The sequence below is a fragment of the Nostoc mirabile CHAB5784 genome, assembly GCF_020829645.1.
Taxonomy (GTDB): domain Bacteria; phylum Cyanobacteriota; class Cyanobacteriia; order Cyanobacteriales; family Nostocaceae; genus Nostoc; species Nostoc mirabile.
On record NZ_JAIVFS010000024.1, the window covers coordinates 43,141 to 68,754 of the forward strand.

Below are 25,614 nucleotides of genomic sequence, written 5' to 3' on the forward strand. Positions count from 1 at the left end.
TAATATGTCATCAAATAGTTAAGCGATTTTCAAAGTTGCTGGTATTTATTAAATTTCTTTCTACATTTCGGCTATGTTTTCCTCTCCATTTCCTGAAGAAAATGATAACGCTCATGCGGGTTCCATCACTTTAACCGATGACAAAGGGCGATCGCTCGAATGTTACATTGAGCATTCCCTCGAAGTCGATGGACAAGAATACGTTTTACTTCTTCCTGTAGACTCACCTGTAGAAATTTTTTCTTGGGAAGGTGACGGTGAGGAAGAAGAAGCGGTTCTGGTAGAAGATGACTCCATTATTGAGCAAATTTTTGCCACTGCCCAAGCTGTACTATCTGAGCAGAACCTGATATTGAAGAATACAGCTTATGCTCTGACTGTTGCAGGTGATTTACCGCCCGTTGAAGAATCAGAACTCTTCACTTTAGAAATCGAAGATGAAGAAGCGGATTTAGATCCGGAGCAATTACAGCTACTCGCTAGCTTCTATGATGAAGATCAAGAGTATGCAATTTATACACCCCTCGATCCCCTGTTGTTTTTTGCACGGATAGCAAAAACAGGTGAACCTGAATTACTTTCTCCAGAGGAGTTTCGCAAAGTGCAACCTCTGTTAGAAGAACATCTTTTTAATGAAGTGGAATAAGATTAAAAATTCAAAATGTAACATTTTCATTTTGAATTTTTTAATTAAAAATTTTCATTGTAATTAAAATCTAGCTAAACCTTTTACCATGTCCCATTCAATGTGGAAGCAATGAATCATTGACAGTAAATTGGGACAATTAGTATTGTTTAAGATTCTGGAAAAAGCAGTTTGGCAGGGATTGATTTTTAATTCCATTATCTAAAATCAAAAATTGGGATGAGGTGCTGAAAATGGCTTATAGCGATTTTACATTAAGTAAATTTAAAAAGTCATTCAGCATCCACATTGATGAAGAAACTGATTTATATGCCGACATAGAACCTTTACAGCCAAGCGATAAACTCATAAATTCTTTAGAAGAAACTACAGAACTGGCTTTAGCAATTAATACTGAAAAAGCTCGTTCAGAAATGATTATTACTCCGATATTGTTGGAGGTAAGACGCAGGGCTAATTATCCAATTAGTTTATTTTCGGGAACAGATTTTAATGTAGATGCCGAAAAAGGTCTAATATTATGTCCGCATAATTAGTTATGATTCCCACAGTCATTGCACCCCACCCCGCCAAAGCTACGCTTTGTCTCCCCTCCCGAAGAGCGGGGAGGGGATTAAGGGGTGGGGTTCTTCGGGTTTAATAAGTAATCAAGCGGACATGATATAAATAGCTATTGTGATTTTATCATCAGTCGTGCTAAAGAGCAATTAACAATTAATGTGCCTGTGGTGGTTATTATTGAAGCCAAAAATGAAAATATTAAAGGTGGATTAGGTCAATGTGCGGCGGCAATGTTGGCAGCACAATTGTTTAATCAACAAGAAGGAAATGAAATTAGAAAAATTTATGGCGCGGTAACAACCGGGGATATCTGGAAGTTTTTGAGGTTAGAAGAAAACGATATATTTATTGATTTGAATAATTATTACATAAAAGAGATAAATAAAATTTTAGGGATTTTATCTCAAAATGTTCAGGGAGATATTCCAGGATCGAGTTCGACTAACTAAACTATATTGAGTTATGCTCATTTGTCTAGAGCTATTTAAATTTGACTGTTGACTATGGCTTGGAACAATCTTTTACAGCCTGATTTGATTTTAGAAGGTTCAGTGTTGAATCTAACACCAGATATTATCCAAAAATACGGGCTTAAAGGGCTGGTATTGGATGTAGATGAAACTTTGGTACCCTTTACAGTAGGAATAGCTTCCCCAGAACTACGGCAGTGGGTGGAGCAAATTCGTACCTGTACTGCATTGTGCTTGGTGAGTAACAACCTGAGTGAAGCACGAATTGGGGGAATTGCGCGATCGCTCAATCTACCTTACTATTTGGGTGCAGCCAAGCCTTCCCGACGCAAAATTAGGGCAGCCCTTAGGGGAATGAATCTACCAGTGCATCAAGTGGGGATGGTAGGCGATCGCTTATTTACGGATGTCATCGCAGGTAATCGCCTGGGGATGTTTACCATTCTAGTTGAACCGATTGTCCATGCAGACGCAGCCCTGCGTTCTCATCCTGTCCGCAACTTTGAAGTTTGGATATCTGAAATTCTAGGAGCCTCTATTACCCCCAAGAAAAGCAAGATTCACAAAAGTTGATAAATCGTCAGGAAAGTAAATCTAAAGAAATGATTAAAGAATCTTACTGGAATCCAAAAATCGGGGATCATAAGTATTAATAACATGGGGTCAGCCAAAAAAGACCCTACAGCATACAAAATAAATATAAACCCGTAAAGCGTCAGCCTTCACTATAGAGGGATTGGCGCTTTACAATTTCTTTAGTCATTAGTCCTTTGTCATTTGTCCTTTGTCATTCGTCAGTTACTAATGACCAATGACTAATGACCAATAACTAATGACCAATAACTAATGACTAATGACCAATGACTAATGACTAAAACAATTGTTGTCAAAATCGGCACTTCTAGCCTAACCCAACCAGAAACGGGACAATTAGCACTTTCTACCATCGCTACCTTGGCGGAAACACTCTGTTATTTAAGACGCCAGGGACACCGGGTGATTTTGGTTTCTTCTGGGGCTGTGGGAGTGGGTTGTGCGCGGTTGGGCTTAACAGAAAGGCCCAAGGCGATCGCACTAAAACAGGCTGTAGCAGCAGTTGGACAAGGTAGGTTAATTCGGATATACGATGATTTATTTACTACTCTGCAACAGGCGATCGCTCAAGTATTACTGACTCGCAGCGACTTGGTACAGCGCAGCCGCTATCTCAACGCCTACAACACTTTTCAGGAACTATTAGGACTGGGAGTGATCCCTATAGTCAATGAAAATGATACCGTAGCAATAGACGAACTAAAATTTGGTGATAATGACACCCTTTCGGCATTAGTTGCCAGCCTAGTAGAAGCAGATTGGCTATTTTTGCTTACCGATGTCGATAGGCTATACTCAGCCGATCCGCGTTCCGTACCAGATGCGCGGCCGATCGCTTTAGTTAGTAGCATAAAGGAATTAGCTCAATTACAAATACAAACAGGTTCCCAAGGTTCTCAATGGGGTACTGGGGGTATGGTGACAAAAATTTCGGCTGCGAGAATTGCGATCGCGGCGGGAGTTCGTACCGTAATTACCCAAGGGCGATTTCCCCAGAATATAGAAAAAATTATCCAGGGTGAACTTATTGGGACGCATTTTGAACCGCAACCTGAACCAACTTCGGCGCGTAAACGTTGGATAGCTTACGGACTTCTACCTGCGGGTAAATTGTATTTAGATGAAGGTGCGATCGCGGCAATTTCTCTAGCCGGAAAATCGTTATTAGCAGCTGGAATTAAGCTAGTAGAAGGAGAGTTTCGCACACAGGACGCAGTGCAATTGTGTGACAGCAACGGCAACGAAATTGCTAGAGGACTTGTAAATTACAACAGCGATGAATTGCAAAAGATTCGCGGCTGTCATTCACGGGAAATTTCCGCAATTTTAGGCTATGCGGGCGTGGAGACCGTGATTCATCGGGATAATTTGGTTTTGATTTAGGATAAAAATAAGATAAATTTCGTGACTACTAACCGGGAGAGTAAAAAATATTATGACTCAAACGTTAGAAAATGCTGTTAACTTCCCAGAAGAACAACACTTCTTCAAACGTGGATTAAGTTGGGAACAGTTTAAAGCGATTCAAGCTAGCTTTGAAAATGTGCCAGGGGTGCGTCTGTTTTATTGTGAGGGAATCTTAGAAATAGTGACTATTGGTAAGCCTCATGAGGCAATTAAGTGTTTAACTGGTTTGCTCTTGGGGCAGTATTTTTTGGAACAGGGCATTGAATTTTTCCCCAGTGGGAGTTTTAGCCAGGTTATTCCTGAGATAGTAGAGTATCAAGCAGATTTATCTTATTGCTTTGGAACGGACAAACCTGTACCAGACTTGTGCATTGAAGTAGTTATTACTAGCGGTAGTCCCATAAAGTTACAGAAGTACAAATTAATGGGAGTCCCGGAAGTTTGGTTTTGGGAAGATGGCACAATTGAAGTTTACTGCTTACGAGAACAAGAATATGAGAAAGTTGTTACAAGTGAGCTATTACCAGAATTAGATTTATCCCTGCTCAATCGTTGTATTTTGTTGTCGTCTCCCTTGGAAGCGGTAAGAGAGTTTCGTAAGGGTATTCAGTAGTAATAGTAGCGCTATTTCATTCTCATCTATCCCGCCTCAGAATAAATTCTGAGTCTAATAGCGAAAGTCGTCTAAAGACGACTAGAGAAAAGGTTATAGTCCGTTAAAATGCAATACAGTTCAGTTAACATTTTTGAAGGGTCTAAGTCCCTCGCTTCTAAATCGCGACAAGTTTTGCGGTGGGGTTAAAATCCCCAGACGCTCTCGAAGAGACGCTAAAAGCGAACGCGGACTCGAAGAGAGCAACTCTTGGAGACGCACTCGCGTTCGCTAATGCAAAACAAAATTTACGAATTACGAATTACGAATTACGAATTATTTTAATGTTTTAATTATCCATTTCTGCTAAAGCCACCGCCCCCCACAACGGCGCATCATCACCCAACGTTGCCGGGATAATTTCAAAATCAACTTCTGGTAAAGCCGTCTCCCGCGCCACTTGACGCACCACTTGCCAAAAATCCTCCCCCGCCTTCGTCACACCGCCCCCCAACACAAAGCGCTGCGGATTCATCAAATTCGCCACATTGCCAATACCCACACCCAGCGCCCAAGCAGCCTTATGCAATACTTCCTTCGCCAAATCATCCCCAGCCGCCGCCGCTTCACTTACCACCTGTCCCGTCAGCAACATTAAATTATCCCCCACCAAACCCCTCAACACCTCTCCATTTCTGAGTCCTCTGCGCCTCTGCGGTTCCTTCTCCAAAATTTCCCTAACATTCTCCGCCATATAAGGCCCCGAAGCCAAACGTTCCACACATCCCCGCTTCCCACACAAACAAACTGGCCCAGCAGGATCTACAACGATATGGCCAATTTCCCCAGCCATCCCACCAGCACCCCGCCAAGGCTGGCCGTTGAGTATCCAACCACCACCCACGCCAGTGCTGACAGTAATATAAAACAGGCTATCGTATCCCTGTCCCGCACCAAAGCGATGTTCACCCAAAGCAGCAACATTAGCATCATTATCTACACCAACAAGAACACCAAACTCCTCTTCCAACAGCCCTTTGAGAGGAATATTCTCCCATCCAGCCACATGATGAGATAGTCGCACCGTCCCCGTAGAAACATCTACTGGGCCGCCAAAGCTGACACCGATCGCAGCAGGTTTTGTGTCTTCCAGCAGCGAGTAAATGAGCGATCGCATAATTTCCAAGTCAGTACTAGCATTTGCACCTACTGGTGAGAGACGACGTTCATAACGCAACCACTTTCTAGAACCGACATTTACCAATCCTGCCGCCAATTTAGTTCCGCCAAAATCGAGAGCTAAAATTAATGTCATAGTTTTTTATTTTTTATAATAGGTAGTTTATTTCTCAAGAAAGATGTTGACAAGCAAAATAAATTCAACACTAAAGAATACTGTATAATTTAGCAACTCATGACTTCCGATCAACCCAATCCACTTATCGATTTCTCTCACGCCAAAGAACCTCCTCTCTCTCTTGATATTGATAAAGCTCAAGAGGCAGACCCCATAGAACCTGAAGAAGTAACTGGAGAGAGTAAGCAAAACCCCACTCCTGATGATTTAAATAACGAAGATGAAGATCCTAGAATCGGGGGTAGTCAAATAATTAGCGCCAATATTTCAGGTAGCTAAATATTGCCATTACTAAGTTACTCACCTCTTTGTGAGTTGAGTACTCCATCAATAAACTGTTGCAATCGTTCATAATGTGAACCTTTCCAATAAATGCGATCGCAGTCCTGGCAACGCTGGAATACATCAACCTGCGATCGCACTGTTTCTGGTAACTTGTCAACGATGGATTGCTTATCTACAGGTTCTAATAATCCATTGCAGCGCAAACACCGTTTAAATGGTGAGATTAATTTAAACAAGTCGTAGCGTTGTAGTACTTCCAAGATTTGTTGTTGAGGGTTAGTATTTCTAACGTAATACCCATGTGTTACCAAACTACGCATTAATAAACCCTTATCACGAGTCAAGAGAATCCTCCCTTGGCTGTAGGATATCTGGGCTAATTTCTCATCCTCGTAGTCATTGCGGTATAAAGTATCAAAACCTAAAAGTCGTAGAGATGTCGCAAGCTTCCCCAAATGGATATCTAAAACAAAGCGGATAATACTAAGCGGTTCTGGCATAACAGAAATGCTTGGTATAATAGTAGACCTAGCAGAAATTGGATAAACATTAATAGTATTTCCATCCGAAACTATGTAAGAAAAATTTACATATTCACCATTAACATTTATAAAATCAACTTCTGGATGAGGGACACCCAAGGACTCAATCATGTCCTTAATTGAGGCTCTCTCTTCAAAAAAATGGGAGATTTTCACCTGCTTATGATGCCGTGGTAAAAAATGATTCAATTCTCCATGAAAATAGAAATGTGCGATCGCCATACTTAAAAATCTTTGGATTACTAGGAGCGCACTGCTGTGTCCCCTTACTGGCAACAATTTTTCACAATTGCCAAACTTTATCTATTGTATTGAAAGAATCAATACTTGCTCAAGTGAGCTATCTCCACTATAAAAGGTCAGTTAACCTTGATTTAACCAACCTTCTAGAGGCGACAAACGGTAAAGGAATTAGAAAGATTCTCAAAAACTTGCATTTATTATTGAGTTCAGTTACAGTCAAGGCAGAGGCATATAATCAAACCCTGACATGAGCTTCAGGAAGTTAGATTAGGTAAAGGGGTAAATATCAGGTTTGTTAATGTTGATGTTAGTGACGTTGCTAATAATTAGTCACTAGTTTTGCTCATTAACTTATCGCCCATGAAGTACGGGGCACAAAGCATTTACCCCTAATTTGATTGTTTTTATTTTTTCTAACCTAATTGACAATTATTATCAATATGTCTACATGGATAAATACATTAAAAGCAGATAAAAAAGTTTTAAAACAGTATTGGCTTACCAAAGTATTATCTGTTTATCAGGTGTTATCGCATCTACTTTTAGGAATATGTTTCTCGCAAAAGCAACATAAAATTATATATTTATATGTAAAAACAACAACTGTAACTAACTATGTAAAAAATTTCAGCAAAACTTTAAATAATTATGTTGCTGCTAGCAATATTTTTGATTGTAATCTCAGTTACATCCATATTGTAAGCAAGTTAATTGCCTGTTACTCTCTAAGCGATCGCCCAAGATTGAACATATTTGATTTTGCGAAAAAAACCAAGTTCAGAAAAGCCGAGTTTCAGCAAGTGAAAATTTACAAGATACCAAATAACAATAAAACTAGATACAAAATTAACGCCGCGCATACGGAAAAATCTATTTTAATGCTGTTTATCTCGATTGTGGAGAGTTTATTAACCGGAAAGACCTCGATCAATAATGATGTTATAAAGTGGCTACCTAGTTTTAACTGGGAAATGAATATTGTTCTTTTTTATCTCCTTTAGCCAAGGATATTGTAGCTAAGAACACAATTGTATTTTGTTATACTTTTTGTCCATAGAATACGCTAATGAGTACAGCGAGATGAATACTTTTTTTTGTTCTGATAATTCACGGCAAGTAGGAGAAGATGTTATTGGTAGCGCCACCAATTATCAAACTTATATTTTAGTTGAGTGTCCTTTACCTTGGACATCAGAAGCCTTTAATTCCAAATGGGTACCCCAGAATTTGAGGATTTTGGTAGAGGAAGTGAAGCGTGCTAAACTACCGATTAGATTTCTTTTAATTGCTAATGATGTATCACACAAGGTAAATCACACTACACTTCTGATTTATCAAAAAGAAGAGGAGCTAAGTAATGGATACCATAAAAAAGAGTTTAAGCTAGCAAATATTGAGCAAGTAGCAGCACTTGTCCAAAAATGGTTATGGGGTATCAGTTCTAATTCTGAGATAGAAACTAGTACAACTAGAGATATTTTAGTTTGTACCCACGGTAGCCATGATAAATGTTGTGCCAGATATGGCGCTCCCTTTTACTTCAATGTTACAGCAAAGAATGCTGATTTGTGCTTGGATAATGTGCGAATTTGGAAATCATCACACTTTGGCGGACATCGTTTTGCACCAACAATTATAGACTTGCCAGAAGGAAGATATTACGGCCGTATAGATATAGATTCATTTAGATCGATTTTGACTCGTACTGGCGATATTCAATGCTTAAATAAAGTCTATAGAGGCTGGGGAATTCTACCTGCTGCACTTCAGGTTTTGGAAAGAGAACTAATGCTTTGCAATGGATGGGATTGGTTTAATTACAAAGTTGCAGGCAAAATTTTGGAGCAAAGTTTAGACAATAATACTATTCTGGGTGAGCTAAGTTTTGAACAACCTTGTGGTTCTCTTTACACTTACCAAGCTAAACTTGTGAAAGATGAAACTAAGACTCAACAACTGAAAAGTTCATGCAATGCTACACGAGAGTTGGTAGTTACTAAATATGCTGTCGGTAGTCTTTGGGTTACTTCTAGTAAGGTGATGAGTTATAGTACTTAAAAGAGAAGAGTTTTTAAACGCAGAGGGGAGGCAGCGCGTTGCGGTGAGTCCAGCGCTGTAGGCGGGTTTCCCGCCGTAGGCGACTGGCGAACCCGGAGGGGGGTTCCCACGCTACTTGCTTCAAGCCGGGGAACCCGTCCAACGCAGTGGCTCCCCGTTGTAGCGACTGCCATCACGCAAAGGGAAGCGCAGAGGTACGCAAAGTCTTGCTGTATGTAGTATAACGCTGCACAAATTAGTCACAAAATCTCTGCGTCCCTTTGCGCTTTCCTCTGCGCCCCTCTGCGTTTAAATTCCAAAATCAAGATTGACCCATATTTAGCACTTTTCGTAAAAGTATTTGGTCTTCTAATTTGGCTTTTAAACGGCCATTTTCGATATCTCGAATCCAGCTTTGGCTTTTACCTGTAAGCTTTGCTAATTCTCTTTGGGAGAGATTCAAATTTTTTCGCGCCTGCAAAATCTGTTTACCTAGTAAATCGTTTGTAGCTTTAGGCTTCCTTTTGGCTTTAGCAGTTCTTGTTTTCTTTTTTTCCGATTCTGAGATTTGCTGTTCCCATTCTGGTGGGAGTTCAAAAGCCAAAATCCGCGCATTCATGAGCAGATTCCACTTCCCACGGGGACCTGTGTCTGTGAGGCGGGTTTCAGCACCACCGTCATTAGTCCAAAATTCTAATGCTTCATCTGGATCTTCAGGAAGATCAACTAACTTTGCCCATAAAGGTTGAATTTCTGGTGGGTAGGTAACTGGATCGAAAAGTGGTTTCATTCCATAGTGATTAAGAATTTCCAAATCGCTTTCAAAAGTTCGCAGCAGACGTTTGCGTTCTTCCCGTTGTCTGGATGCAAGGGCGACTTTTTCTTCACCGTAAGCAATACGCAGCAAGGTAGGAATAGTAATGCGTTGTTCTTTGCCCATTTTGGTTTTAAACAGCAACCACAGCATTAATCGGACTGCGCCTTCATGTTGCTGCCAAATACTCATGACTGTGGTTAGCAATGTTTTGGGGAGACTGCCGTATTGATAGAATGCGGTTCGCTCTTTACATGCTTGTTTGTTTAAGAAATATTGTGCCCATAAGCCTGCTTTTACTTTAAAAGTTAGCCCAATAAGATATTTGCATCCGAGATTGTCTTCTTGAAAGTGGTGCTGAATATCTACTAAGTGCCATAAGCGGCTGTTTGTAACAGAGAATCCGTTAATTCGACCTTGTTGAGGCCAGTCAATGGAGATAACCAGGGAGCAAGCTTGCTGGACAAGATTTTTCATTAAAGCTAGTTTGGCAGCTTTGCTTAAATCTTTGCGTTTCTCCATCCCCAAATATTTCTCAATTTGTCGCTCATCGATCGCAAATTCTTGCTCCCAAGGTTGATCTAAGGCTGTAGCATAAGCTGCAAAAATTAGATGTATGCAAGCGGCTCTGATGTCAAGCCCCTCAATTGCTGCTAAATCTGTGGCTTTGTCGTTAACTTTGAATGGATCTTGGATGTGAAAAGCGATCGCACCTCGGCCTTGATTGATTTGTCGGCTATAACTTATGTAGCCTTCTTCATCGGTTTCCCAATGTAGCGATGTGCGTTGTGCTAGTACATTACAAGCTTCCCAAATAGCGATCGCTGAAGCAAATGGGTTATTCTTGCCGTTAGAAAACAAGTCTAAACTGCTAGCATCTCTCGGTTCAACTTTGCATCTCCCCTTTTTCGATTGCCAAGGAATTGGAGAATTTGTTGGACAAGCTATTACACATTGCGGTTCTGAATAATAGCCTTCACAATTATTACAAAGACCAGGATCAATCCAGTATTCATTGTCCTCTATTCTGATTGCACCCGTAGGACATTGGGGGCGGCAGTTGTCACATCCAACGCAACTGTTGTTAGGAATTGTATAAGGCATTTGGCTCTTTTCCCACTCTAATCGTTGAGATGTCTGGCTCAGGTCTCCCCTGGATGAGTCCTGTTTATTCATGACTCGCTACCACATTATCTTTATGGCGAGAATAATCTTTTCTCACCACACTCACTCCCCACATCCATATTTTTAGTTCGCATCCAATTGGAAGCTCTTTAAGGCTTTCAAACCGAGCCGAATAAAACTTATTTATTAACTATACATTTCATAAAAATAATGATTAATTTGTTCGTGTCGAGCTTAAAAAAAATCTTAATATTTATTTAAAATCTAACTTGATGAACATTTGCACTTTGACCATAAAGTGTTTTTAGAAAATATTAAAGCCTCTTCTAATTGGATTTGATCTGATTTATTAATGATTTTAATATTTAATGCAGGATAATATTCTGCTACTAAGTTTACAGTTCCTTCATAATTAGCTTTACTTTGTTGAGATAAAAGAATAATCTCTTTTGTAATCATTTATCTAAATAGAATAATTAAATAAAAATCAGAAATTGTTGGTTTTGAAAATACATATTGCATATATAAAAATGTAACTCATGAACATTTATTTTTGTATCAAAAAATACGATTTACATACATTTATCCGCCTAATAAAAAAAATATTTGAAAAATAATATCATCACTCTTATAGAGATAGTTGTATCTGCTGGAAATAATAATTATCCTTTTTTCACCAACACATAGTAGGAACAGGCTACTTTACCCTTCTACGACTAGACAATTATTCTCAATAAGTTTTATCTATAATTTGAAATTAAAAACAATGTAATTTTGTGTTCAAAGTCATCGAAATTTGATGGTTAAAAAGTAATTTTTGAATACAAAATAATAAAAGATTAGGATAATATGATGATTAATGCACAAACAGATTGACAGGCAAAATTGCCGAAGGATTATTCATGGCACAACTAACAGGTTTGACATTTGGCGGGAAGGCTTGGACACCAAAATTTGCTCAAGAAATTGACAAAGATAAATGTATCGGTTGTGGCAGATGCGTTAAAGTATGCGGTTACAATGTGCTAGGTTTGAAGGCGCTCAATGAAGAAGGCGAATTTGTAGAAGATGAAGATGATGATGAAATTGAACGGAAAGTAATGGCAGTTACTTCTCCAGAGAACTGTATTGGTTGTGAAGCTTGTTCACGGATTTGTCCCAAGAATTGCTACACGCATGTTGCATTAAACAACTAAGTTTTTTGAAGTTAGTCAAAATTGTTGTTAATTCAAGGAGGCACTGTTTGTATAAAGCGCAAATACGCTAGGCAAGGTAACTTGAGGGGAATACTAAATATTTACTGTAACTAATAAAAAGTTCACAGTAAACAAATCCGTAAATCGCAAAATGTTAGTTATTAACAAATTTAAACTTGCTGCTAATATAGCCTAATCAATATTAGGTCTAACAGTGCCCTCTTGGAACAACTAGCTTTTCTGGGAGCAGGGGGCTACCTTTTTCATAGGAGTTGAAATATAATTTGTAAGTTTTTGGGGGAAAGATATGGAAAAAATCTGGAAGTTTCTCCCATTTTTTATGGCTGCACGTTAGAAAGTTAATAAGTGAAAAGGGAATGGGGAATAGGGAATAGGGAATGGGGAAAGAACAAGGGAATAGGGTACAGGTTACAGGGAATAGATGAATTCCTATTACCTGTAACCTGTAACCTCTCCTCTGATACCTAATACCAGAAAATCACACCTTTAAAGACTGTTTACACAGGTAGCATGTATGCAACAAGTTCCTGTTTCACTATGGACTCTGGTTGCTGGGATAGTAGTTACAGCAATCAGTATTTGGATCGGTCAAAACCACACTCTCATGCCGGTGCAGGCATCGTTACAAGCGCCTTTGGTAGACGGTTTTTTCAGCATCATGTTTACCATTGCGATCGCACTCTTCTTAGTGGTAGAAGGAACAATTGTAGTTTTTTTGATTCAGTTTCGTCGCCGTCGGGGTGACGATACCGATGGCGTGCCAATAGAAGGTAACTTGCCCTTAGAAGTCTTTTGGACAGCAATTCCAACAGTGATTGTCCTCCTCTTGGGCATCTACAGTGTAGATGTTTTTAACCGAATGGGCGGCTTTGATCCTGCGGGTCATCCTCATTCAGCAGCTCATGTTGCTCATCTGCCGGGGAGTGCTATTGCTGCTACATTAAGCGATACTGAAGCAACAACTGCCCCAACAATTGCTCCGACAATTGGTATTGGCGCGTCTCCTCAAACTTTAAACAAACCAGCCGACTTAGTTGTTGATGTCAAAGGCATACAGTATGCCTGGTTATTTAACTACCCTGATAGTGGCATTACCTCTGGGGAATTGCACATACCCGTCGGTGCTGATGTGCAACTCAACCTTTCAGCACAAGATGTAATTCACTCATTCTGGGTGCCAAACTTCCGCTTGAAGCAAGATGCACTTCCTGGTATCCCTACCGAACTACGATTTGTCGCCACCAAACCAGGTACATATCCCGTAGTTTGTGCTGAATTGTGCGGCGGTTATCACGGTTCAATGCGGACACAGGTAATTGTCCACACACCAGAAGAATATGATAGCTGGCAAACAGAAAACCAAATTGCTCAACAGCAAAATTTAAATCAAGTCGTTGCAGTTAATCCAGCCGACTTATCAACATCAGAGTTTCTCGCGCCTCACACCCATGATATGGGAATTAGTGCAGCAACTCTAGAGTCATTGGTCATTAGTCATTAGTCATTAGTCATTAGTCATTGGTCATTAGTTATTGGTAACTGACGAATGACAACGGACAAAAGACAAAGGACAAAAGACAAAGGACAAATGACAAAGGACAAAGGATAAAAATATGACACAGGTAGAATTTCCACGGAATACTCCACCAGAAGAAAAGAAACCGGAAATGGTGCTTGGCCACACCTCCCATCCGAAGGCGTGGAAATGGCAGGACTATTTTACATTTAATGTTGACCACAAGGTTATTGGTATCCAATACCTAGTGACGGCGTTTGTCTTCTATCTCATCGGCGGACTGATGGCTGTTGCTCTCCGTGTCGAATTAGCAACACCAGATGCAGACGTACTCGACCCCAATCTGTATAACGCTTTCATGACCAATCACGGGACGATCATGATCTTCCTGTGGATTGTCCCTAGCGCCATTGGTGGATTTGGTAACTATTTGGTGCCGTTGATGGTTGGTGCTAGGGATATGGCTTTCCCGAAGCTGAACGCGATCGCCTTTTGGTTAAATCCACCAGCAGGTGCGCTCATATTAGGTAGTTTCATTTTTGGCGGTTCGCAATCTGGTTGGACAGCTTACCCACCTTTGAGCTTGGTGACAGCACCAATCGCTCAAACTATGTGGATACTTGCGATCGTTTTGGTGGGAACTTCTTCTATTTTGGGTTCACTGAACTTTGTGATCACCATTTTGATGATGAAGGTTCCTAGCATGAAATGGGATCAAGTACCCCTATTTTGCTGGGCAATCTTGGCAACTTCTCTGCTGGCGCTTCTCTCCACACCTGTATTAGCAGCTGGTTTAGTTCTGCTATTGTTTGACCTCAACTTTGGTACTTCCTTCTTTAAACCAGATGCAGGCGGTAACGTTGTAATTTATCAACACTTATTCTGGTTTTATTCTCACCCGGCAGTATATTTAATGATTCTGCCTATCTTCGGCATCATGTCGGAGGTAATTCCAGTTCACTCCCGTAAGCCAATCTTTGGTTATAAAGCGATCGCTTATTCTAGTGTAGCTATCTGCGTTGTCGGTTTGTTCGTCTGGGTACACCACATGTTCACCAGTGGCACACCCGGTTGGATGCGGATGTTCTTCACCATCTCCACTCTCATAGTTGCAGTTCCCACTGGCGTGAAGATTTTTGCCTGGGTTGCTACCCTTTGGGGTGGTAAAATCCGCTTCACAGGTGCGATGCTTTTCGCCATTGGCTTGTTGTCCATGTTTGTCATGGGCGGCTTAAGCGGTGTGACGATGGGAACAGCCCCCTTTGATGTTCACGTCCACGACACATATTATGTTGTAGGACATTTCCACTACGTTCTGTTTGGCGGTTCCGTGTTTGGCATCTACGCCGGCATTTATCACTGGTTCCCCAAAATGACCGGACGAATGTTGAATGAAAGCTTGGCACGCATTCACTTTGCCCTCACCTTCATCGGTACTAATCTGACCTTTTTACCCATGCACGAGTTGGGTTTAAAAGGAATGCCGCGACGAGTGGCAATGTATGACCCCCAATTTATCGACCTCAATCAAATTTGTACCTTTGGTTCATTTGTTTTGGCGATATCGGTAATTCCTTTCACCATCAACATGATCTACAGTTGGCTGAAAGGGCCTTTGGCTGGTGATAATCCTTGGCAAGGTTTGACCTTAGAATGGACAACTAGCTCACCACCTGCAATTGAAAACTGGGAAGTGTTGCCGGTTGTGACTCATGGCCCTTATGACTACGGTCATGTTCATAGTAATGAAGTACAGCCATCTGCAACGCCGGAAGCTAGTGCTTAGTTAGTAGAGTGAGTAATGCGATCGCTCTCAAGGTGACTGCAATTTCTAGTCATTTGATTTGAGAACTCGGAACTTGAGCTTCAGAACTCGCAACTTCAAGCTTATATCATGTCCGTATAATTAGTTATTTTCCACAGTCATTGCACCCCACCCCCAGCCCCTCCCCGCAGGCGGGGAGGGGAGACAAAGCGTAGCTTTGGCGGGGTGGGGTTCTTCGGGTTTAATAAGTAATCTAGCGGACATGATATTAGAACTCGGAACTTGAGCCTCAGAACTTGGAACTTGAGCCTCAGAACTTGGAACTTGAGCCTCAGAACTCGGAACTTGAGCCTCAGAACTCGGAACTTGAGCTTCAGAACTCGGAACTTGAGCCTCAGAACTCGGAACTTCTAGCTCAGAACTCGAAACTTGAGCTTCGGAACTCGGAACTTGAGCCTCAGAACTCGGAACTCGAGCTTCGGAACTCGGAACTTGAGCCTCAGAACTCGGAACTCGAGCTTCGGAACTCGGAACTCCGAGCTTGGAACTCGGAACTTGAGCTTTAGAACTCGAAACTCGGAATTTTGATAATTCCTGAACAAGTGAAGAGTTGAATTAAACAAGGATTTTGGATGAAGAATGAAAATTTTGCCGCTTCAGACTTCATTCTTCATTCAAGCTTCCACAACAGACGCAGCAGATAATATTGTCAAAAAATCTATGACTATAGCTACAACCACAAGCGAAGATCACAGTGCAGGACACGAAGAACATCCAGATTTAAGAGTTTGGGGATTGTTGACGTTCCTCGCTTCTGAATCCCTGATGTTTGGGGGATTTTTTGCCACTTATTTGTTTTTTCGGGGTACTACAGCAGTTTGGCCTCCAGAAGGAAGCGAAGTAGAATTACTCGTGCCGACAATTAACACCATTATTCTGGTGTCTAGTAGTTTCGTCATTCACTTCGGTGATACGGCAATTAAAAAGAATAACGTCAAGGGAATGCAACTCTGGTACGCAATTACCGCAATCATGGGGGCAATTTTCTTAGGTGGTCAGGTTTATGAGTATTCAACATTAGGATACGGACTGACTACCAACGTCTTCGCCAACTGCTTTTATATCATGACAGGGTTCCACGGTTTGCACGTTTTTGTGGGACTGTTATTGATATTACGTGCATTGTGGCGATCGCGTCTTCCCGGTGAATATTCTGCAACCAATCATACTTTCATCGAAATGACAGAAATTTACTGGCACTTCGTAGACATAATTTGGATTGTTTTATTCACCTTGGTGTACGTTCTCACTTTGTTTTAAAGGGGAGTGGGGAGTCGGGAGTGGGGAGTGGGGAATATTTCTACTCCCTACTCCCTATTGCTATTCTTCTCTTTACCTTAGTCTCCGTTCTCACTTTGTTTTAAATAGGGTATGTAGCACTCCCTCATCTCCCCCACTCACCAATAAATTTATTATGCAAGCTAATACAAATAAATTTTCATGGTTCCAGGTTCCAGAGGACATCAAAAATCTGTTAATTTTAGCTGCACAAACCTGGGAGAACACATCAGAATCAGAAAAATATATTCAACAAGCTTTAGCGCAAACTGGTGAAAATACAGATGTCTTGGTAGCAGCATATAGATTTTTCTATTATAAGAATAATTATTCTCTTGCATTACAAACAACAGTTAAATTATTAGATAAAATTAAAGAACTAGAAAAATTCCCTGATGACTGGGAGCAACTTAAGCCTATATTAGTCAATCGTAAAGAAGACCCACAAATTCGATTGTACTTAAATGCTTATGCTGCTTCTGGATTAGTACTAGCAAAGTTAGGAGCAATTGAGGAAGCGAAAGAAATCAGCGCCAGAGTCAAAGAGATAGACGAAAAGCATGATTTTGGAGCCGGTATTCTCCTGGATATTTTGACACGTCCAGAAGAAGATGATTAATTAGTCAATGCACATCTCGACAAGACGATGTGCGAAGTAGAGACGCGATTCATCGCGTCTGTAAGGAGTGGGGAGATAAGGGAGACAAGGACACAAGGAGAATAACCCATGCCCCATTCCCAATGCCCCATGCCCAATTCCCAATTCCCTTTTAGTGAACAATCATGAACAATTGGTTATCTACCACATCATATTCCTCTTACTCCTTATTAGGAGCAGCTACTGATAGCAACTCTATCATTCCTGCTATCACCATACCTACTAAACTTCCTGGAGGTAATAATATTCCTAATGTCTCTCCGATTATTATCATCCAATCTTCTCAGCTATCAATTTAAAAGTTATGAAAGGTAAGGATTGGCTGCTAACGGGGGACGGTCAGCATCAAGCTTGTAAATCTGTGAGAGCATGGGATTTGTTGAGAGAGAATTATCGTCTTTATCGGTTTTTAACTGAAGTCGAAGATGTTCTCAATAGTGGGGATGATGAAGCCAGTCGTCTGCCAGAAATTCGGATGCTTGTAAGGCGCTTAATAGTAAATTCCTACTGGGTGCGAAGTCAAAATTTAGAGCCTTCGCCCAAAACGGGAACCTCTGTTTTACTCCTATACGATGAATTGGGTTTTCCGTTGACGGTGCAAACAGTAACATTTGCACCAGGAACCCGATCAACCATTCATAATCATGGGACGTGGGGAGTTGTGGCGGTGTTAAAAGGCCAGGAAAAAAATAGTTTTTGGCGACACACTCATAACCCAGAATTTCAGGACAAAATTGAACCGACGGGAGAGCTAACTCTATTTCCAGGGGATATTATTAGCTTTACTCCTGATGCAATTCACTGTGTAGAAGCAGTGGGTGATGAACCAACTGTGACTTTTAATGTTTACGGCGAAACCGATCCGAATGAGAGATTTGAGTTTGACTCAGTTAGCCATAAGGCTAGGAATTTTTAATTAGGAATCGTCAGGATTAATTTCATCGGTTCGTAGTTGGCGCTTTAGCGCTAAAGCGCCAACTACAAACAATTGAGTAATTAGGAGATAGTTGAATGGCAAGGGTAATTTTCTATAGCAAACCAGGTTGTCAAGGTGGTACTAAGCAAAAAGTTTTGCTAACAGCTGCTGGACATGAGGTGATACCATATAATCTGCTAACAGAACCTTGGACAGTTGAACGGTTGCGTTCATTTTTTGGCGATCGCCCCGTAGCCGAATGGTTTAATTCTTCCGCCCCAAAGGTAAAATCTGGTGAGGTGGTTCCTGAAAAAGTAGATGAACAAACCGCTTTGGCGCTGATGTTGAGAGAGCCGTTGTTGATTCGCCGTCCTTTGTTAGAAGTAGGCGAACAGCGTGAGGTAGGATTCGATGTAGAAAAGATTGATGCTTGGATTGGTTTAAAACCTGTAGATGAGTCCTTGCAAGAAATCAGCGAAAATCTGATGAAGGAGAATTTGCAAGGCTGCTCCCACGGTCATGATCATAGTCATCATCACCATAATCAGCAGGGTGAACAACATCAAAAGCAAGGCAAGTGTAGTCATTAGATTTCTTGCAAAAATCCCTAATACCCCACCCGCAAGCAAAGAGAGGAGATAAAGCGTAGCTTTGTCGGGTGGGGTTTTTATTTTTGATTTATGCTAAGAGGTTTATTAGTTATGGTAGTTCTCAATTGCCATGCTATCTAAAAGTAACCTCCTGCAATGCGATTGTTCCGACTGACAATGCCATTGTTTTGACTGACAATGCCATTGTTTCAACTCACAATGTGATTGTTTCGACTGACAATGCGATTGTTTCGACTGACAATGCGATTGTTTCAACTCACAATGCGATTGTTTCGGCTTGCAAAAATTAACACACCCTTTCTTTGTGTGAGCAGCTTAGAGAATCTGCATCAGATTGCATCTACATTGGGGATAACTTGAAGTTGGATGCGATTGCTGCGACAAAAGCTGGAATGCTGGGAGTGTGGCTTGACCGTGAACAAAAGACTTCCGAGATTGACTTATATGATGGGGACAAGATTAATAGTCTTTCGCAAGTACCTGCGCTATTGGCAAAGCTAACAAGGGACTTGCAGCGAATGAAGTATTAGAGCCAAATGAGAAGGACAGGGAGATTCATTACTCCGTTGTCCCTCTGTCTTTTTAACGCGCCCCAGCAGTTTCTAAGGACAAGTCTTGGAACATGGGTGTGCTGAGGTAACGTTCGCCAAAGGAAGGCTGAATCATCACGATTAAACGTCCGGCATTTTCTGGACGTTTACCTACTTGAATTGCAGCACACAAGGCTGCACCAGAGGATATCCCAGACAATAAGCCTTCTTCTTTTGCTAAACGTCGCCCATAAGCGATCGCTTGTTCATCGCTGACTCTAATTACTTCATCAACCAATTCTAGGCGGAGAACATCGGGGATAAATCCGGCACCAATACCTTGAATTCTGTGTGGCCCGGCTTCACCGCCTGAGAGAACTGGGCTGTTGCTGGGTTCAACTGCGATCGCCTGAAAAGTCTTCTTACGCTGTTTAAGTACTTCTGCAACCCCAGTAATCGTTCCACCAGTACCTACCCCAGCAATGACGATATCCACTTCCCCGTCTGTATCTGCCCAAATTTCTTCTGCGGTGGTTTCTTGGTGAACTTTGGGATTGGCAGGGTTGCGGAACTGTTGCAGCATAAAAGCATCGTTTGTATTAGCCACAATTTCTTCGGCTTTGCGAATAGCTCCCCGCATTCCCTCAACGCCTGGTGTCAATTCCAAAGAAGCACCATAAGCCCTAAGCATAGCCCGTCGTTCTTGGCTCATCGTCTCTGGCATTGTCAAAATCAAACGGTAGCCACGCGCTGCTGCTACCATCGCTAGAGCAATTCCTGTATTACCAGAAGTAGGCTCAACTAAAATCGTCTTTCCAGGGGAAATTGAACCAGCAGCTTCTGCTGAGAGTACCATACTTAACCCAATGCGGTCTTTCACCGAAGCTGCTGGGTTCATCCCTTCTAATTTGACAACTATCCTTGCTACTACTCCCTCAGCTTGAGGAATCTTGTTCAGTTGAACTAAAGGAGTTCGTCCAATCAGTTCTGTTATGTCTTGAGCAATCCGCATTATTTAACTCCTAAAATTCTAAATCTTAGTACAGAGTATTTACTTATAAGAATAAGCTTTTGTATTATTTAATTTGCAGTTTAATGTCAATGAGTGCATATACTATGTATTCTAACTAAATCACAAAATATGAAAGTTTAGGAAGAACCTTTATTACATGTTCCCATTGATTCTCACTTCAGCAGAGGGCTAGCTTGTCATACTTATATTTTACCATTTGGAATTGCTGACTATTGCTTCTTGGGCAGAAAATTTGTATATAGGCATAATTTTTACCATTATTTTTAACATTTTTGAGGGGTTTAAGTCCCTCGCTTCTAACAAGCGACAAGTTTTGTTTTACGGTGGGGTTAAAATTCCCAGACGCTCTCGAAGAGACGCTAAAAGCGAACGCGGACTCGCTAACGCAACTCTTAGAGACGCACTCGCGTTCGCTAATGCAAAACAAAATTTACGAATTACGAATTACGAATTACGAATTATTTTAATATTTTCTATTTGTTATAGAAATATCATTTACTTTCCAAACATTTAATTGTTTTTTCCAAATTATTAGTCTATCTTTATCAAAAGACATTGATATTTTCTTTTGAGTGCAGTTTTTGTCTTCCAAAAAATGCATCAGAAACAGTCTTTAATCGTTGCCTACACCGCTTTGAGGTTGAGTACAGAAATACCAGAACCCCACCTCAGAAACACTAGAACCCCGTCCTAAAAACACTAGCACCCATACCCCAATAAATTTTTGTAAGGCTTATCAGGCGGGAATTACAAGCTTTGAGTACTATTCTAATGAATTTAATAATCTTAACGGGGCTAGGGTAAACTGTTTTGTGGAGAGCGGCTGATATAAATCGTATAGGATTTACGCAGAGATTCCCCTCTACCCCCCAACATTCCTGAGCGAAAGCTTAGTGAACTAGGGGGGACTTCTTAATCTCTCTTTTGAGAGGAAGATGAAATCACATTCTCTGAATCTAAGTGCGTTATTTCTGACTGATTAATCCTACGTTTTGTGAAAAGCTTGGTAACTTTTCAGTGGTCAGTAATCAGTGGTAATTATAAAAATAACTGGCAACTAACGATTGGAAAAATTACCGATTACACATATTTTAATATCAAACCTGTTTGAAAAGTAGAAATATATAGCTACTTAAAATAAACAGCAAAAGATATTTTCTTGCTGAGTGCATACTACCTAGCAAGGGAGAGCCGAGATGAAAGCCAAACTTTTAAATCTTCTCACAGTTTGCGTAGTTACCTTAGTAGTACTTTCTCCAGGAGTAGTAGTATTTGGCATAGTTTGGGAGCGACATTTGGAGTTAGTAAAATCCCATAATTTAGCCTGCGAAGTTAACAAGACTAGTAGAGATGCTCCTATCTTGGCTCCCCGGACAGAGGGTACACATTCCCCTCAGACTAGCATCCAATCCTCTGATCGTAATGTGATTCATCAAATGCTGACTGTTGCTGAACAATATAAATTTGCCACGATCCTACAATGGTTCTTCTTGCTAACCCCTATTTGTGTTGGGTTAGGGATTCTTTTTTACGACAGATATCTTGTTCATCGTGCGGCTGTTTTAAAAGAACAAGTTGAAATGTTGGAAAGGCTGTGGCAGCACAGTATCGAACAGTAACTAATTCACAACTCACTAAAATCAAGAAGCTTACTATGTCAGAACAACGCCAACAACTGTATTTTAATCTGATTGATGAGCTACTGAAATGCCCTAATGGTCAAGAACCAGAAGTTTTGGAAAGTAAACCAGAATTGATTGATTCTGGTTTTGTAGAAACAATGTTACAAGTAGCAACTATGTTTGCCCATGAAGGCAATCAAGATGGTGCTAAGTTTTTATTTTTTGTAGCGCGTGAGCTAGCTAAAGAATTGGGTTTATACCCGGAAGTTTCCAATCCTGAAGTTGCAAACACTGAAGCTGCTAATAAGGAGTAAAAATGCTATTGACTTCAACGGATGCGGGACAAATAGCTTTAGAACTGCTCATGGCAGATTGGAATATTTCAGAAGAGAATCGTGAGTGGTTTACAATCTTTAACTCTCGTCTGATTGGCGAAAGTTGGTACACTGTAGAATTAGGTGTAGAAGGATTTCCCGATAGATGGTTTATTCAAGTATATGACAATGGAGTGTGCGATCCAAACTACACATTTATATCGCCAATCCGTGGTTATGAAGGATTTACGGACTTTGGAAATGTGCCGGATATTGTAGCAGAAGTCTTAGTTTGTGAACGCAATGCTCGATAATAATTAAAAAGACAAAATTTAGAATTCAATATTAAGATGTGCTGATTAAATGCATTTTCTTTGAATTCATAATTTTTAATATTAGAGTATTTGGGAGCATCTCACCTTTACAAATATACCTGGCGATTAGAAATCGCGGTTAATCTTGCAAACATAGACGCTTTGCGGCTTCCCGCAGGGTAGTTCGCCTACGCTGACTAAGAAAGCAATTTGCTCAAGCAACTGGTTTAACCACCTGCATAGGTTAAAATTTCGTATAGCTGCGAATTCCATGAGACTGTTGGCCAATTTATGAGGGGTTAAACTCCCCATCCCTAAAATCTTGGTTTGGCGTTGCTTTCCCGCCCTGCAATAAATTGATTGCTCATAGCTAAAGTGTGTTGAAACGCACTAAAATTAAAGAAATTAAAATGGATTTGGACTGATGGGTTAGACTCCCTATTAATTCGCCAACAGTCTCATTCCATTCGTCAAGACTAGGGGTATTAAATAATTCGTAATTCGTAATTCGTAATTCGTAAATTTTGTTTTGTAATGGGGATTTAACCCCAACACAAAACTTGCGTGATTTTTGAACCGGGGGACTTAAACCCACGGGACTAGTTAAAACCAATACTTTGATAAAGAGTTTTTGGTACATACCTCGTCCCTTATGGGCAAAAAAACTAATGATATCAGGCTAATTAAAACCACATCCCTTGCGATGCCCTGAGCAAGCCGTTGTGTGGGTGTGGTTTCTCTTAGACTAATGACTAATGACTAATGACTAATGACTAATGACTAATGACTAATGACTAATGACTAATGACTAATGACTAATGACTAATGACTCTCGCGTTGCAGTGTGATATTTAAATATAAAGATGCTTTACGCAAATTTGAGGTGATACTAAACAATGTATGCCTCTTTTTTTTGTAATCTTTAATATTTTATTTAAGCCTAATAGGCTATTTTGTCATATTTTATTGATAAAATTATGTTATATTAAATAGCGTGATGGACGCTACAGAAATATCAGTTCCAATGATTGCTGAAGATCTCTTAGCCAAAGAATTCACAAGAGTCCTCAACGACTACTATCCAAAAGTTGGAGAATTACTAGACGGGTGTTATGTGAAAGTCATCACCTGTTTTTGGGGACGACCTGCTAGACGCTTGCAATATATAGGAATTTATTGCTCTGACGAAATGATTTCCTGTGTGCAAGCCCACAAAGAAATACTCAGAGAAGTAGCAGACAACATGGGTCTAGTACAGGTAGTCTGCATGAATGCCAAGCGATTATTGCGCGACCCGATGTCGAAGGTCAAACACAATAACCCACGTCTATGGTTGGAGTTGCAGTGGGTTGCAAATTAGTCTTTGATCGCATTAATGGAGAGGAGTAAAGGTGTTTGTAGTAGGGACTTTAGTCCTCAAATATTTAAGCACGCTTAGTGCTTACTACGAACCTATCGACCACTAGAATAGCCAGCACAAAGTATTAACGCAAGTAATGAAAACTGGAATTTTCTGCAATTACGATAATCATCACCAAGATGCTCATCGTGCCATCTTTGAGCAAGTCACGCTAATAAAACAGGCAGAAAGTTTAGGTTTTGAGTCAGCCTGGGTGAGTGAGCATCATTTTAGTGAATCCAATCTCAGCCCCTCCATGTTGCTGTTAATGGCACACTTGGCGGGGCTGACTTCAACTATCCAATTAGGCACTGCGGCGGTGTTACTGCCATTCCATAACCCGATTCGGGTAGCGGAAGATATCGCCACTTTGGATAACCTGTGCAATGGACGATTATTATTTGGGGTTGCTAAAGGCGGCCCGTTTCCCCAACAAAATAAGCATTTTGCGACACTCCCAAGTGAATCCCGTCCCAAGATGCTAGAGGCGATCGCATTGATTCAAAAGCTGTTATATGAAACTGATGTATCATTTAATGGCAAGTATTATCAATGCGATCGCTTGACAATTTATCCAAAACCATTGCAGAGTCAAATACCAGTGTATGTTGCCACTGGCGGTGATGACGGTATCGAGTTTGCTGCTAAACATTCCTTCAGCTTGATGGGTGGGCCGCCATTCTCCCTACAGAGATTGAAGGATACTGTTGCTAAATATCGAGCCTTAAATTCTAGTGGTGCGGAAAACTTCGTGTTGGCACGCTTTTTTTATGTTGGCAAAACATTTGATGAGGCAGTGAGTGAGGCATTGCCTTTCATCCGCCAATTTAGCCAGAAAATGAAAGCTAATTCGGCTGAAGTATTGCAGAATAGTGCGAATCCCAACCAAAAACCATTTGATCGCACAAATATTTGTTTCGACGAAGATTATTTAATTGAGAACTCAATTATTGGTGATGTGGAGACTTGTCGAGACAAAATCAAGAAATTTCAAGACGAATTAAATTTAGGTACGTTAGCACTCAAACCCTCGTCTTCGGATATGCAAAAAAACTTAGAGAGTTTGACGCGCTACAACCAAGAGGTGCAAAATTATGTCTTCTAAACTATACCAGCTTCCTCCCGATGATTTACCTCCATCTGAGGTAACGAAACAGGATGGAATGCTGCAAATGGAGCTAGAACAGTCTACAGCTAGATGTTTTTATCTAGCCTGCGATCGCATTACGCGAGTCCTGTTGTCTAATTGTCAGTGGTATCTCACAACAAATGCTAGCATCCTAACATTAATTATTGACTGCCCTGACTTAGTAGCTTACTGGCATATAGTCAGCAATATTGCCCAGTTGGGTAATAGGTTAGAGCGGTTTGCTAGCAATGGCAAAATCCGCGTTTATCCGCCATTTGGCAAGGGGATGCCATTTGAAATCAGCGTAAATGAAATATCAGCTTACCGAGATTGGCTTTGAGGTAAATAGGCATGAACTGGGAATCACACAAGATATAGCTTATTTATCCTTATCGCTGTCTTCCACCCTGTACTCCTAAAGTGCAGGGTTTGCAATTTTTATCAAAGCCATTTCTCCAAATAGCAGCACTTTTCATCAACCCGCAGAGGGATTTTGTAAGTTAGTTATTTTTGTGATGATAGGTTTTAGTTTAAACGCTCCAGGTAGCAAAGGAAAGCGCAGAGGGGCGCAGAGTTTTT

Annotated in this window: 28 protein-coding genes and 2 pseudogenes; 25 read left to right on the forward strand and 5 right to left on the reverse strand. The window is 40.8% G+C overall.

What is annotated here, in order from left to right:
• The first annotated feature begins 73 nt into the window (after window positions 1-73).
• From LC653_RS17215 to LC653_RS17240, 6 genes and pseudogenes are all read left to right on the forward strand, one after another.
• Window positions 74-646: a DUF3727 domain-containing protein gene (locus tag LC653_RS17215; RefSeq protein ID WP_229495617.1), complete on the forward strand. Its 573-nt coding sequence runs from the start codon at window positions 74-76 to the stop codon at window positions 644-646.
• 233 nt (window positions 647-879) lie between these two features.
• Window positions 880-1,161: pseudogene (locus LC653_RS17220) on the forward strand (hypothetical protein); the annotation flags it as partial.
• Window positions 1,162-1,311: 150 nt separating this feature from the next.
• Window positions 1,312-1,656 (forward strand): annotated as a pseudogene (locus LC653_RS17225) (hypothetical protein); the annotation flags it as partial.
• Between the two features lie 54 nt (window positions 1,657-1,710).
• The gene (locus LC653_RS17230) at window positions 1,711-2,250 is read left to right on the forward strand and encodes a YqeG family HAD IIIA-type phosphatase (protein ID WP_229495619.1); all 540 of its coding nucleotides are present in this window, start codon (window positions 1,711-1,713) and stop codon (window positions 2,248-2,250) included.
• 294 nt (window positions 2,251-2,544) lie between these two features.
• Window positions 2,545-3,654, forward strand: a complete 1,110-nt coding sequence (proB, locus tag LC653_RS17235) for a glutamate 5-kinase (RefSeq protein WP_229495620.1) — start codon at window positions 2,545-2,547, stop codon at window positions 3,652-3,654.
• Window positions 3,655-3,706: 52 nt separating this feature from the next.
• Window positions 3,707-4,291: a Uma2 family endonuclease gene (locus tag LC653_RS17240; protein ID WP_229495621.1), complete on the forward strand. Its 585-nt coding sequence runs from the start codon at window positions 3,707-3,709 to the stop codon at window positions 4,289-4,291.
• Window positions 4,292-4,619: 328 nt separating this feature from the next.
• Here the strand turns inward: LC653_RS17240 and LC653_RS17245 are convergent, their stop codons facing one another.
• Window positions 4,620-5,585, reverse strand: a complete 966-nt coding sequence (locus LC653_RS17245; protein WP_229495622.1) for an ROK family protein — start codon at window positions 5,583-5,585, stop codon at window positions 4,620-4,622.
• A gap of 99 nt (window positions 5,586-5,684) precedes the next feature.
• Between LC653_RS17245 and LC653_RS17250 the strand changes: the two genes are divergently transcribed.
• Window positions 5,685-5,906: a hypothetical protein gene (locus tag LC653_RS17250; RefSeq protein ID WP_229495623.1), complete on the forward strand. Its 222-nt coding sequence runs from the start codon at window positions 5,685-5,687 to the stop codon at window positions 5,904-5,906.
• Between the two features lie 17 nt (window positions 5,907-5,923).
• Here LC653_RS17250 and LC653_RS17255 read toward each other — a convergent pair whose 3' ends face one another.
• Entirely contained in the window at window positions 5,924-6,676 is a 753-nt protein-coding gene (locus LC653_RS17255) for a Mut7-C RNAse domain-containing protein (protein ID WP_229495624.1), read from the reverse strand.
• Here LC653_RS17255 and LC653_RS17260 point away from each other — a divergent pair.
• From LC653_RS17260 to LC653_RS17270, 3 genes are all read left to right on the forward strand, one after another.
• Window positions 6,625-6,948, forward strand: coding sequence for a hypothetical protein (locus tag LC653_RS17260; protein ID WP_229495699.1), 324 nt, complete (start codon window positions 6,625-6,627; stop codon window positions 6,946-6,948). The genes LC653_RS17255 and LC653_RS17260 overlap by 52 nt on opposite strands.
• 189 nt (window positions 6,949-7,137) lie before the next feature.
• Window positions 7,138-7,698: a hypothetical protein gene (locus LC653_RS17265; protein WP_229495625.1), complete on the forward strand. Its 561-nt coding sequence runs from the start codon at window positions 7,138-7,140 to the stop codon at window positions 7,696-7,698.
• 79 nt (window positions 7,699-7,777) lie between these two features.
• Window positions 7,778-8,755 (forward strand): ferredoxin family protein, encoded by a 978-nt coding sequence (locus LC653_RS17270; protein WP_229495626.1) that lies wholly within the window; start codon window positions 7,778-7,780, stop codon window positions 8,753-8,755.
• Between the two features lie 301 nt (window positions 8,756-9,056).
• Here the strand turns inward: LC653_RS17270 and LC653_RS17275 are convergent, their stop codons facing one another.
• Window positions 9,057-10,652, reverse strand: a complete 1,596-nt coding sequence (locus LC653_RS17275) for a helix-turn-helix domain-containing protein (protein WP_229495627.1) — start codon at window positions 10,650-10,652, stop codon at window positions 9,057-9,059.
• 285 nt (window positions 10,653-10,937) lie between these two features.
• Window positions 10,938-11,132: a hypothetical protein gene (locus tag LC653_RS17280; protein WP_229495628.1), complete on the reverse strand. Its 195-nt coding sequence runs from the start codon at window positions 11,130-11,132 to the stop codon at window positions 10,938-10,940.
• A gap of 443 nt (window positions 11,133-11,575) precedes the next feature.
• On the opposite strand from LC653_RS17280, the gene fdxB reads away from it, so the two are divergent.
• The 9 genes from fdxB (at window position 11,576) to LC653_RS17325 (ending at window position 19,224) form a co-directional block, all read left to right on the forward strand.
• On the forward strand, window positions 11,576-11,869 hold the full coding sequence (gene fdxB / locus LC653_RS17285) for a ferredoxin III, nif-specific (protein WP_229463935.1): 294 nt from the start codon (window positions 11,576-11,578) through the stop codon (window positions 11,867-11,869).
• A gap of 535 nt (window positions 11,870-12,404) precedes the next feature.
• Window positions 12,405-13,391 carry a cytochrome c oxidase subunit II gene (locus LC653_RS17290; protein WP_229495629.1) on the forward strand — a complete coding sequence of 329 codons (987 nt, stop codon included), beginning with the start codon at window positions 12,405-12,407 and terminating at the stop codon, window positions 13,389-13,391.
• 112 nt (window positions 13,392-13,503) lie between these two features.
• Window positions 13,504-15,192 (forward strand): cytochrome c oxidase subunit I, encoded by a 1,689-nt coding sequence (ctaD, locus tag LC653_RS17295; RefSeq protein WP_229495631.1) that lies wholly within the window; start codon window positions 13,504-13,506, stop codon window positions 15,190-15,192.
• Between the two features lie 699 nt (window positions 15,193-15,891).
• Entirely contained in the window at window positions 15,892-16,491 is a 600-nt protein-coding gene (locus LC653_RS17300) for a cytochrome c oxidase subunit 3 (RefSeq protein WP_229468424.1), read from the forward strand.
• Between the two features lie 154 nt (window positions 16,492-16,645).
• Window positions 16,646-17,128 carry a hypothetical protein gene (locus tag LC653_RS17305; protein WP_229495632.1) on the forward strand — a complete coding sequence of 161 codons (483 nt, stop codon included), beginning with the start codon at window positions 16,646-16,648 and terminating at the stop codon, window positions 17,126-17,128.
• A gap of 164 nt (window positions 17,129-17,292) precedes the next feature.
• Window positions 17,293-17,466, forward strand: a complete 174-nt coding sequence (locus LC653_RS17310) for a hypothetical protein (protein ID WP_229495634.1) — start codon at window positions 17,293-17,295, stop codon at window positions 17,464-17,466.
• 5 nt (window positions 17,467-17,471) lie between these two features.
• Window positions 17,472-18,083: a cysteine dioxygenase family protein gene (locus LC653_RS17315; RefSeq protein WP_229495635.1), complete on the forward strand. Its 612-nt coding sequence runs from the start codon at window positions 17,472-17,474 to the stop codon at window positions 18,081-18,083.
• A 95-nt stretch (window positions 18,084-18,178) separates the two neighbouring features.
• A complete protein-coding gene (locus tag LC653_RS17320) occupies window positions 18,179-18,673 on the forward strand; it encodes an ArsC/Spx/MgsR family protein (protein WP_229495637.1) in 495 nt (164 codons plus the stop codon).
• Window positions 18,674-18,996: 323 nt separating this feature from the next.
• Complete coding sequence (locus LC653_RS17325; RefSeq protein ID WP_229495639.1) at window positions 18,997-19,224, forward strand: HAD family hydrolase; 228 nt, start codon at window positions 18,997-18,999, stop codon at window positions 19,222-19,224.
• A 52-nt stretch (window positions 19,225-19,276) separates the two neighbouring features.
• Here the strand turns inward: LC653_RS17325 and cysK are convergent, their stop codons facing one another.
• Window positions 19,277-20,236 carry a cysteine synthase A gene (gene cysK, locus LC653_RS17330; RefSeq protein ID WP_229495640.1) on the reverse strand — a complete coding sequence of 320 codons (960 nt, stop codon included), beginning with the start codon at window positions 20,234-20,236 and terminating at the stop codon, window positions 19,277-19,279.
• Window positions 20,237-21,453: 1,217 nt separating this feature from the next.
• On the opposite strand from cysK, the gene LC653_RS17335 reads away from it, so the two are divergent.
• The 6 genes from LC653_RS17335 (at window position 21,454) to LC653_RS17360 (ending at window position 25,375) form a co-directional block, all read left to right on the forward strand.
• Window positions 21,454-21,876 carry a hypothetical protein gene (locus tag LC653_RS17335; RefSeq protein ID WP_229495641.1) on the forward strand — a complete coding sequence of 141 codons (423 nt, stop codon included), beginning with the start codon at window positions 21,454-21,456 and terminating at the stop codon, window positions 21,874-21,876.
• 35 nt (window positions 21,877-21,911) lie between these two features.
• The gene (locus tag LC653_RS17340; protein ID WP_100900566.1) at window positions 21,912-22,193 is read left to right on the forward strand and encodes a hypothetical protein; all 282 of its coding nucleotides are present in this window, start codon (window positions 21,912-21,914) and stop codon (window positions 22,191-22,193) included.
• Window positions 22,194-22,195: 2 nt separating this feature from the next.
• Complete coding sequence (locus tag LC653_RS17345; RefSeq protein ID WP_229495642.1) at window positions 22,196-22,507, forward strand: hypothetical protein; 312 nt, start codon at window positions 22,196-22,198, stop codon at window positions 22,505-22,507.
• A gap of 1,024 nt (window positions 22,508-23,531) precedes the next feature.
• The gene (locus LC653_RS17350) at window positions 23,532-23,867 is read left to right on the forward strand and encodes a hypothetical protein (RefSeq protein WP_229495644.1); all 336 of its coding nucleotides are present in this window, start codon (window positions 23,532-23,534) and stop codon (window positions 23,865-23,867) included.
• Window positions 23,868-24,003: 136 nt separating this feature from the next.
• A complete protein-coding gene (locus tag LC653_RS17355; protein ID WP_229495645.1) occupies window positions 24,004-25,011 on the forward strand; it encodes an LLM class flavin-dependent oxidoreductase in 1,008 nt (335 codons plus the stop codon).
• Entirely contained in the window at window positions 25,001-25,375 is a 375-nt protein-coding gene (locus LC653_RS17360) for a hypothetical protein (protein WP_229495646.1), read from the forward strand. Before LC653_RS17355 ends, LC653_RS17360 begins: the two co-directional genes overlap by 11 nt.
• The last annotated feature ends 239 nt before the right edge of the window (window positions 25,376-25,614 follow it).